Origin of the sequence: Burkholderia sp. 9777_1386, assembly GCF_015712265.1 — a bacterium.
GTDB classification, from domain to species: Bacteria; Pseudomonadota; Gammaproteobacteria; order Burkholderiales; family Burkholderiaceae; genus Burkholderia; species Burkholderia cenocepacia.
The window spans coordinates 39601-49160 of the sequence record NZ_JACCQB010000048.1 but is presented as its reverse complement, the minus strand read 5'-3'; the positions used below and the strand labels follow the sequence as shown (position 1 = coordinate 49160).

Here is a 9560-nt window from a genome sequence, read left to right as displayed (position 1 = left end):
GAGCTGTGATTCGAGCTTAACGGCTCGCAGGAGACACAAGCTGTGCCGTAGCCGCCAACCGGCAAAGCAGCGCGCCAAACGGCGCGCCACCACTGAAGTTTGAAGCAAATCGAAGATATAAGGAGACGACCGTGGCCCAATCCGCGTCACGCACCCATGCCAACCCGCCGGAGCGGGCATCCGCGCGCACCGGCGCCGCATCTGATTCCGCCGCCCGCGCGACCGCGGCGGCGACCTCGTCCACGCCGCCGAGCCGCAAGCGGCTGCTGATTCCCGCGCTGCTGTTCGTCACCGTCGTGATCAACTATCTCGACCGCAGCAACCTGTCGATCGCGGCGCCCGAGCTGTTCAAGGAACTGAACATCGATCCGGTTCGCGCGGGCCTCGTGTTCTCCGCGTTCGGCTGGACCTATGCGCTGATGCAGATTCCGGGCGGCTGGCTCGTCGACAAGGTCTCGCCGCGCGTGCTGTATGCGGGCGCGCTCGCACTGTGGTCGGCCGCGACGCTGCTGCTCGGCTTCGCCGGTTCGTTCGTCGGGCTGATCGTGCTGCGCCTCGCGGTGGGCGCGCTCGAAGCGCCGGCCTACCCGATCAACAACCGCGTGGTGACGACGTGGTTCCCGACCCGCGAACGCGCAAGCGCGATCGGCGGCTACACGTCGGGCCAGTTCGTCGGCCTCGCGTTCCTCACGCCGGTGCTCGCGTGGCTGCAGGTGCATCTCGGCTGGCACATGGTGTTCGTCGCGACCGGCCTCGCCGGCATCGCGTGGGCCGCGATCTGGTACGCGGTATATCGCGAGCCGCGCGCGTTGCGCGGCGTCAACGCGGCCGAAATCGCGCTGATCCGCGACGGCGGCGGCCTCGTCGATCTGGAGGACCGCGTCGCGGCGCGCAGCGAACGCGCGCCGTCGACGTGGCGCGACCTCGGCGTCGTGCTCGGCCGGCGCAAGCTGTGGGGCATCTACCTCGGCCAGTTCGCGCTGAACTCGACGCTGTGGTTCTTCCTCACGTGGTTCCCGACCTACCTCGTCAAGTATCGCGGGATGGATTTCATCAAGTCGGGCTTCCTCGCGTCGCTGCCGTTCCTCGCCGCGTTCGTCGGCGTGCTGTGCTCGGGCGTGCTGTCGGACTGGCTGATGCGGCGCGGCGCATCGCAGGGCTTCGCGCGCAAGCTGCCGATCATCTCGGGGCTGCTGATCTCGACCTGCATCATCGGCGCGAACTACGTGAGCTCGACCGGCTGGGTAATCGCGTTCATGACGATCGCATTCTTCGGCAACGGCTTCGCGTCGATCACGTGGTCGCTCGTGTCGGGGCTCGCGCCTGCACGGCTGCTCGGCCTCACGGGCGGCGTGTTCAACCTGGTCGGCAACCTGTCCGCGATCGCGACGCCGATCGTGATCGGGCTGCTGGTCGACGGTGCGGACTTCTCGCACGCGATCACCTACATCGCCGCGATGGCGCTCGCGGGCAGCCTGTCGTACGGGCTGCTCGTCGGCAAGGTCGAGCGCATCGACGCCTGAGCGCCACAACGGCGGCCCACGCGTGCCGCCGTGCCGCCCTGCCGACCTTCGCCCGCGCGTCGCGTCAGAACCGCATGAACCCGTCGCGCGCAAGGTCGTGCGGATTGCCGGCCACGTAGTCGAGCGCGCACGCGTCGGTATCGATGCCGACGGTCAGCAGCGTTTCCCAGCGCTCGGTGTCGGGCATCGACCGATCCGGGTGGAAACACACCACGGCCGCGTCGCCGGCCGCACCGCACATCGCCGCCGCGCGTTCGCGCACATCGGCGTCCGTCATCCCCGCCACGACCGCGTTCAGGTGCGCGAAGCGCTCGCGCGTGGTCGAGCTGTCGGGCATGCATTCGCCGCCGCTCAACGCGTGATCGAGGAAGTGGTTCGTATGCAGCAGCCAGCCGTCCGGGCGCGGCACGACCACGCCGACGCCGGACGGGCTCAGCTCGATGCTCGCCGCGCGCGGGTTCGCATCGTGTCGCGTGAACGCGGTCAGCACCGTCGAGGCGCTGACGCGCGCGCTGCGCGCCAGCTCGATCGCCTCCTGCACCGTCGTCGCATCCTCCAGCAGCCGTCGCGCGATCGCGTGCACCGGCACGCCGCCACCATCGTCGTCGCTCGCATGATGCAGGATGTTGAAGTGCAGCCCGAGCCCCGCGTCGTTCACGCCGAGCTTCGCGAGCATCCCGAATTCGGTGAACAGCTTGACGGTGCGGCCCTGCGGCGTCGTGAACCGCATCAGCAGCCCCTGCGGCGCGAGACTGTCGTGCCAGTCCCACGTCTGCAGCGTGCGCGGCGCATGCGGGCCGGCCGGCGCGTACACGGTCGTCGAGCACTCGCCTTCGGCCGACGCGGGCGCGGTCGCGAGAATCTCGGTGCGCGCGTTCAGGCACGCGAGCTGCCAGCGCGGCAGGTCGGCGCCGTCGGCGGTCGCCTCCACCTCGGCGGCGAGGCGCGGACACCATGCGTCGAGCGCCGCGAGGCTCGCCTCGCCGATCGCCCGCGCGCGCTGCGGATCGATGCCGAGCTTCGGGAAGAACGCGAGATACAGCGCGACCGTCTCGCGGATCGCCGGCGCGAAGCGCGCGCCGATCAGGCGGCCCCGCTCGCGCGGATCGGTGATGTCGGTCGCGAAAGTGTGCAGCTTCAAGATCAAACCTCCTGTGTCGAATGAGCGCCGGGCCCGCGCGGCCCGGCATGTGATGCGTTCCACGAACGAACCGGCGCGCGCCGACCGTCGGAACGGTCAGAACGAATAGATGAACTGCATGCCGGCCAGGTCGTTGCTGCGCGCATAGGTGCCCTTGCTCTTCAGGAACACCGGATGATTCGCCGCGTCGTGGCGGTATTCGACCTTCACGGTGATCTGTTGCGTCGGATAGAACAACAGGTCGGCCGTGATCGCATAGCGTTGCGCGCCCTTGCACTCGGTGCCGTTCGTCGCCGAGCCCTGGAAGCACGACGGATCGATGCCGAAGCCGCTCGACCCGTTCACCGACGGGTTGCCGCCCGCGAGCCCGTACTGGATGTTCGTGCCACCGCCGCCGTTCGACGCGTTGTTCAGGTAGTCGAAGCGCAGCGTCGCGCCCATGCGGCCGAGCCACGACGTCGTCCACTTCGTATGGCCGAGCAGCGACATCCCGTACCAGCGCGCCGTGCCGCCGTTCCATGCGCCCTTCTGCAGCTCGCCGTAATCGACCTGTGCGTTGATCTGCGTCTTGTCGTGCGTATAGGTCATGTCGGCTTCCACGTACTTGTAGAGGCCGGTCGGCGACGAGCCGTTGCACTGGTAGCCGTAGCCGCCCGCCGCGCACGGCGAGAACAGCGACTGCCGGCCGAGCATCCCGGAGAGGCCGAAGTCGAACGCCGTCGACGTCGCGTTGTCGAAGCGCGCGGTGATCGTCGGCGTCCAGTTCGGCTTCGTCGTGTTGTTCGCCGCATTCGCGATCGCGCCGGCCGTGCGCAGCACCTCGTTGCCGATCACGACCTGCCAGAAGCGCGTCATCGCCGCGTTGGAGCCCTTCAGCCCGATACCGACCAGGTTGCCCGGCTCGCTGAAGTCGTACAGCAATCCGTGCGTGAGCGTGAGCATCTGGTTGGACGGCTGCACCTCGTAGCCGGCGAGGCTCGGCATCATCCCGATCTCGAACGTGCGCGTCGTGCCGAGCGGCACGTTGACCTGCGCCTGCGTGACGATGTTGTTGCCGATGCCGCCGTGCGCATTGCTGAACACGTTGCCGAAGCCGCGGTTCGGCTGGATCACGATCTCCGCCGACGGCGCCATCGGGCCGACGCCGAAGGTCTTCCTGATGTCGAGGTAGACGTCGCCGATCGTGCTGTTGAAGTAGTCGTACGCGCCCGGATCGTGGTTCAGGAACTGGAAGCCGGACGTGCGCTGCGCGCGGTTGAACAGGTACACGGGATCGACGTAGCCGGTGATGCTCAAGCCCGCGAGCGGGCCGGTCGTCGCCGCCTCCTGCAACGCATCGACCTTCAGCGACGCATTCGCAATCTGCTCGCGCATCTGCTGCAGGTCGTCGTTCGTGAACGCGGGCGCCGACTCGGCAGCCTGCGCGGCGGCCGCGGCCGTGTTGATCGTGCCGATCTTCGCGCCGGCCGATGCGGCGGTCGTCGCAGTCGTGGCAGTCGTGGCGGTCGTTGCCGCGCCGGCCGGCTTCGCCGCCAGCATGCTCGCGCGCAGCGCGTTCACCTGCCGCTGCAGCGCGGTGACCTGCGCCTGCAATGCCTTCATCCGGCTCGCGTCGGTCGCGTGCGGTGTGTGGGCGAATGCCGCGGTCGCGTCGAACGCGAGCGCGCACAGCGCCGTCATGTGTTTGATGTTCATGGTGTCGGTGGTCGTCGGGACGCACGCGCCCCCGCCCGCCGCGATCGACGGCGGGGCGCGCGAAAGAGGTGCGGGTGTGCGGGGCGGCTTACTCGGTCTTCAGCTTCGTCCACAGACGGTTCTGCAGCCGCATCAGCTCGGGCGGAACCGGCTTGCTGAGGCTCAGCCGGCGGATCACGTCGGCGGGCGGGAACACGGCCGGATCGCTCGTCACCTCGGCGCGCACGAGGTGCCGCGACGACGGCACGGCCGACGGATACGACGTGTCGTTGGTCAGGTTGGCGCTCTCCTGCTCCGACAGCACGAAGTTGACGAACTTCAGCGCGGCGTCCGGATGCGGCGCATCCTTCGGAATCGCCATCATGTCGAACCACATCGCGCTGCCTTCGGTCGGGATCACGTACTTGATTCGATACGGTTTCTTCGCGGCGGCGGCCGCGATCCGCGCGGAATTCACGTCACCCGACCAGCCGAGCGCGAGGCAGATGTCGCCGCCCGCGAGATCGTTGATGTAGCTGCTCGAATTGAACTGCGTGATGTACGGCCGTACCGTCTTCAGCAACTCGTACGCGGCCTGGTAGTCGGCCGGGTTCGTCGTGTTCGGATCCTTCTTCAGGTACACGAACGCCATCCCGAATGCATCGACCGGCGAATCGAGCACCGACACGCCGCAGCGCTTCAGCTTCTTCGCGTACTTCGGATCGAACAGCAGCGACCAGCTGTCGAGCGGCGCGTCGGCGCCGAGCGCGGCCTTCACCTTCTCGACGTTCATTCCCAGCCCGTCGGTGCCCCACGTCCACGGAATGCCGAACTGGTTGCCCGGATCATCCCTTGACAGCACCTTCATGATGTCCGGATCGAGCAGCCCGTAGTTCGGCACCTGGCTTCGGTCGATCTTGCGGTAGATGCCGGCCTGCAACTGCCGCGCCCAGAAGATGTCGGACGGCACGACGACGTCGTAGCCCGACGTACCCGACAGCAGCTTCGCCTGCAGCGTCTCGTTCGAATCGAACTCCTGGTAGACGACCTTGATGCCGGTCGCCTTCTCGAAGTTCGCGATCGTCGCCTTGCCGATCGAATTGCCCCAGTTGTACACGTTGACGACGTCCGCCGCCTGCGCGACGGGCACGCCCGCCCCGGCGAAACCACCCAGCGCGAGCGCCGCGCATGCGTTCTTCACCCGATGTTTCCAGTCCCCTGCCATGTTTTCCTCCGTCGATGTCATGATCCGCCCGCGATGAGCGGCGCGTGCTTCGGTCCGGAAAAATGTAGCCAGAGGAAATTGGCCGGTCTGCCCTGCCAACAGGGGGACACGCCGCACAATCGGCGGCAACGGAAGCGACTTTTCCGTCGCCGCATCGCCGGCCCGCCGCCGTTCACGACGCCTGCAGGCCCGTCCGCGCGCCGAAATCGTCGCCCACGTGCGTGATGCGGCCGCCCATCATCGTCAGCCCGACGTCGATGCGCCCGATGTCGTATTGCCCGACCTCGAACAGGTCGCGCTCCAGCACGACGAGATCCGCGCGCTTGCCGGGCGTCAGCGAGCCGACCTCGTGCTCCATGCCGAGCTGGTACGCACCGTGGATCGTGTACGCGGCGATCAGCTGCGGAATGCTCAGGCGTTCGGCGATGTCCGGGAACACCGGCGCATCGGGCTCGCCCGCGAGCTGCCGCGTATGGCCCGACTCGATGTGTTCGAGCGGCTTGTGCTGACAGCGGCACTGGCACGCGAGGCCATCCATGCCGATCGACACCGTCACGCCTGCGTCGACGAACGTGCGGAACGTGTACATGTTGCTCCAGCGTTCGTGGCCGTAGTGGTCGCGCAACTGCTCGGTGTACGCGTCGACCACGCCCCATTGCAACTGCGTGTTCGCCATCACGCCCGCGCGACGAAAGCGCGGAATGTCGTCCGGATGCGTGAGGAACGCGTGCGTGATCACATGACGGCGATCGCGCGGCGGGTTCGTGCGGTTGACGGCGTCGAAGCCGTCGAGCGCCATCCGCACGGCCGCGTCGCCGACGCAGTGCACCATCACGTTCGCGTTCGCGCGATCGGCGTCGACCAGATAGCGATTGAACGTGTCGGCCGGCATCGTCGGCGCGCCGCAGGTATCGGGGCGGTCCGCATACGGTTCCAGCAGGTACGCGGTGTGGTTCGCCTCGGTGCCGTCGAGAAACAGCTTCAGCGCGCGCGCCTTCACGAGCGGCGAATCGTACCGCTCGCGATACCGGACCAGCGTGCCGACCGGATCGTCGATCTCGCCGATCACCGCGACGCTGCCGACCACGCGCAGCTTCAGGTCGCCCGCGCGCTCCATCGTCTGCAGCGTCTCGTACAGCAGCGACTGGTCGCCGCTCGCATCGAAGAAGCCCGCGTCGAACACGGTCGTCACGCCGGCCGCGCACAGCTTCTCCTGCCACGGCGGAATCGATTTCAGATACAGGTCGATGCCGGTCGGCAGCAGGCCGGCCGCGCTGATCCGCTGCAGCAGCAGCGAGTACGCGGCGCCGTCGACGATCAGCCCGGTCGGCTCGCCCGTCGCCGCGTCCTTCTCGAACCAGCTCGCGCCTTCCTGCACGGGTGGCGTCGACGCGTCGATGCCGGCGATGTCCAGCGCCTTCGAGTTCACCCACATCGAATGGAAATCGGTCGACAGCAGGCACACGGGGCGATCCGCGCACACCGCGTCGAGGGTCTCCTTGCGCAGCATCGCCGGCGGGATCGTCGCCTGCACCCAGCCCATCCCGGTGATCGCCGGCTCATCGGGATGCGATTCGACGTAGGTGCGCAACGCGGCGAGCACCTGGTGCGGATCCTCGTAGTTGACGAACGCCTGGAACGCGAACGCGGTCGTCTCGAAGTGCCAGTGCGATTCGACGAAGCCCGGCAGCACGAGCCGGCCGGCCGCATCGACGACTTTCGTGTTCGCGCCGACGTACGCGCGCACGGACGCGGTATCGCCGACATGCACGATCCGGCCGTCGCGCACGGCAACGGCCTGCGCCCACGGCCGGTGCGGATCGACGGTGTAAACCCTCGCGTGGGTCAAAACGAAATCCGCCGGCGTCGCGGCGGCCGGCGTCGGTTGAATCTGCATGGCCTGTCCTTTCTGGTCGTCAGGTTTTCGAAGCGCTTTCACTATAGGCAGACGATTCGCGCCGGTATGCCCCCCCGGCGCGGGGGCTTTTGCGATTTCCGGCCCGCCCGCCGCGCGGTCTTGTCGTCGTTTTGGGGACAACGCACGAAATTCGCGCGGTTGATCCGGTGAATTCCCGGCTGACGCGTGCGCGGCGTTCGCGTAACGTCGCGCTGTCCCCTCCGACCGCCTCGCCCGACCATGCGACTTCTCCAGCCCGACCCGGCCGCCCGCGGCCACTACCTGATCGGCGTGCGTCCCGACACGCTCGGCGCGACGCTACGCGCGGTCGGCACGCCGGATTTCGTCGGCGCGGTCACTGAATTCGTCAACGACAGCATCGACGCCGACGCCGTGCATCTCGAACGCTGGCGCGCGGACCCGGCCAGCACGTCGGGCTTCGTCGTCGAATGGCTGGGCAGCGGCAGCCTGCGCTTCGCGGCCGATACGCTGCGCGTGATGGACGTCTATTACCAGGACTACTGCCAGACCGACCCGCTGGTCGCGCCGCTGCGCGGCAAGGCGGGGACGCTGCTCGTGCAGCGCCATGTCGCCGGCATCGCGCAAGGCGAATTCCGCCGGCGCATCTTCGACGAACCGGGCATCGCTCAGGAATGCCTGCTCGTGCACGGCAATGCGCATCAGCAATACGCGCTCGGCCTCGCGCGCACGGTCGAGCGGGCCGCGTTCACGACGGACGAGCTGTTCCACTTCCGGCAGATGGTCGATCTGCTGTTTCCGATGTTCGAGCTGCACGCGCGCACCTGTGCGGCGCGGCGTGTGGCGGCGGTGTCGGTGAATGCCGCGTCGCAGGCGAGCTTCGATGCGCGGCTCGAACGGCAGCGCGTCCAGTTGTCGCGCCGCGAGCATGAGATTTGCCGGCTGATGCTGTGCGGGCGCTCGGTGCCCGAGGCCGCGCAGCAGCTCGACGTGAAGCTGTCGACGGCCGAGTCGTACGTGAAGCGCGCGTTCGCGAAGCTCGGCGTGCGCACGCGCCGCGAACTGTTCGACTGGGTGCTGGTCGACTGCTGAGCGCGGGGCGCGAACCTACGCGGCGAGCGCGGCCGCCTTGATGTTGAACGCTCGCAGCAGGTCCTCGCAGAACGCGTCGACGATCGGCTTGTCGCTCGTGCTGCGCTTCATCGCGAGATGCAGCGGCACGTCGAAGCTGAACGTCGCGCGGCCGACCGCCTTCACGAGCCCGCGCTGCTCGAACGGCTCCGCGTAATGCGCGGGCAGGTAGCCGAGATGGCCGCCCGACAGGATCAGGATCGTCGCGGCCTCGATGCTGTCCGCGCTCGCGGTCACGCGCCGCTCGGGCAGCGGATACTGCTCCTCCGGCACCGGATAGGTGCGCCATACCCAGTCGTGCAGTTGCAGATCGTCGGCCGTCACGGGCCGCGACGCATGGAACAGCGGATGCCCGCGCCCGCAGTAGATCACCTGCTGCTCGGTGAACAGCGGCGTGTAGAGCAGGCCCGGCACGCGATGCCAGAAATAGCCGATCGCGAGATCGAGCTGGTTGTTGACGAGGCTTTCCTCGAGCTCCTGCGGCGACGCGACCTTCATCGCGAACGTGACGGCCTGGTCGCGCTGGCGGAACGCGCCGATCGCGTCGGCCACGCGCGCGTTCTCGACGAGCGGCGCCTGGCCGATCAAGCCGATCGACAGCGTGCCGACCAGCTTGCGGTCGATGTCGCGCACGCGCGCGACGAATTCGGACGTCGCCGCGACGAGCGTGCGCGCGGTGGCCGCGAAACGTTCGCCCTTCGACGTCAGGCGAAAGCCGCCGCGCCCGCGATCGCACAGCTTGAAGCCGACGCGCGCTTCGAGCGCCGACAGCTGCGTGCTGATGGTCGACTGCCGCACGCCGAGCGACGCCTCGGCGGCGGTGATGCCGCGTGCGTCGACGACGGCCAGAAAGACCCGGATGAGCCGGAGATCGAGATCGGTGGTATTCGAAAACATGCTGGAAGCCGCTGCCCGTGTACGCACGGCCGGCATGGCGCGAATCGTGCGCTGCCTGACCGCCTTCGCCGATGAACCGAACCTGACCCGCGC

7 protein-coding genes are annotated in these 9560 nt (G+C 68.1%); 2 read left to right on the top strand and 5 right to left on the bottom strand.

What is annotated here, in order from left to right:
• Positions 1-131 precede the first annotated feature (131 nt).
• Entirely contained in the window at positions 132-1523 is a 1392-nt protein-coding gene (locus H0X91_RS27555) for an MFS transporter (RefSeq protein WP_196433525.1), read from the top strand.
• A 64-nt stretch (positions 1524-1587) separates the two neighbouring features.
• Here the strand turns inward: H0X91_RS27555 and H0X91_RS27550 are convergent, their stop codons facing one another.
• The 4 genes from H0X91_RS27550 to H0X91_RS27535 all read right to left on the bottom strand — a co-directional run bounded on the left by H0X91_RS27550 (position 1588) and on the right by H0X91_RS27535 (position 7460).
• Positions 1588-2664, bottom strand: coding sequence for a C45 family autoproteolytic acyltransferase/hydolase (locus H0X91_RS27550; protein WP_058903569.1), 1077 nt, complete (start codon positions 2662-2664; stop codon positions 1588-1590).
• Positions 2665-2760: 96 nt separating this feature from the next.
• Positions 2761-4359 carry a DUF3138 family protein gene (locus H0X91_RS27545; protein WP_077056676.1) on the bottom strand — a complete coding sequence of 533 codons (1599 nt, stop codon included), beginning with the start codon at positions 4357-4359 and terminating at the stop codon, positions 2761-2763.
• Between the two features lie 88 nt (positions 4360-4447).
• Entirely contained in the window at positions 4448-5563 is a 1116-nt protein-coding gene (locus tag H0X91_RS27540) for a polyamine ABC transporter substrate-binding protein (RefSeq protein WP_012493097.1), read from the bottom strand.
• Between the two features lie 172 nt (positions 5564-5735).
• Entirely contained in the window at positions 5736-7460 is a 1725-nt protein-coding gene (locus H0X91_RS27535) for an amidohydrolase (protein ID WP_058902674.1), read from the bottom strand.
• 240 nt (positions 7461-7700) lie between these two features.
• Between H0X91_RS27535 and H0X91_RS27530 the strand changes: the two genes are divergently transcribed.
• Positions 7701-8531, top strand: coding sequence for a helix-turn-helix transcriptional regulator (locus H0X91_RS27530; RefSeq protein ID WP_062910100.1), 831 nt, complete (start codon positions 7701-7703; stop codon positions 8529-8531).
• Positions 8532-8546: 15 nt separating this feature from the next.
• On the opposite strand, the gene H0X91_RS27525 is transcribed toward H0X91_RS27530, so the two are convergent.
• Positions 8547-9467 (bottom strand): LysR family transcriptional regulator, encoded by a 921-nt coding sequence (locus tag H0X91_RS27525; protein WP_012493096.1) that lies wholly within the window; start codon positions 9465-9467, stop codon positions 8547-8549.
• Positions 9468-9560 lie beyond the last annotated feature (93 nt).

Coding starts and splice junctions, on each gene's coding strand:
- H0X91_RS27545 (WP_077056676.1), bottom strand. CDS start 4,359: ATGAACATCAAACACATGACGGCGCTGTGCGCGCTCGCGTTCGACGCG.
- H0X91_RS27535 (WP_058902674.1), bottom strand. CDS start 7,460: ATGCAGATTCAACCGACGCCGGCCGCCGCGACGCCGGCGGATTTCGTT.
- H0X91_RS27525 (WP_012493096.1), bottom strand. CDS start 9,467: ATGTTTTCGAATACCACCGATCTCGATCTCCGGCTCATCCGGGTCTTT.
- H0X91_RS27540 (WP_012493097.1), bottom strand. CDS start 5,563: ATGGCAGGGGACTGGAAACATCGGGTGAAGAACGCATGCGCGGCGCTC.
- H0X91_RS27530 (WP_062910100.1), top strand. CDS start 7,701: ATGCGACTTCTCCAGCCCGACCCGGCCGCCCGCGGCCACTACCTGATC.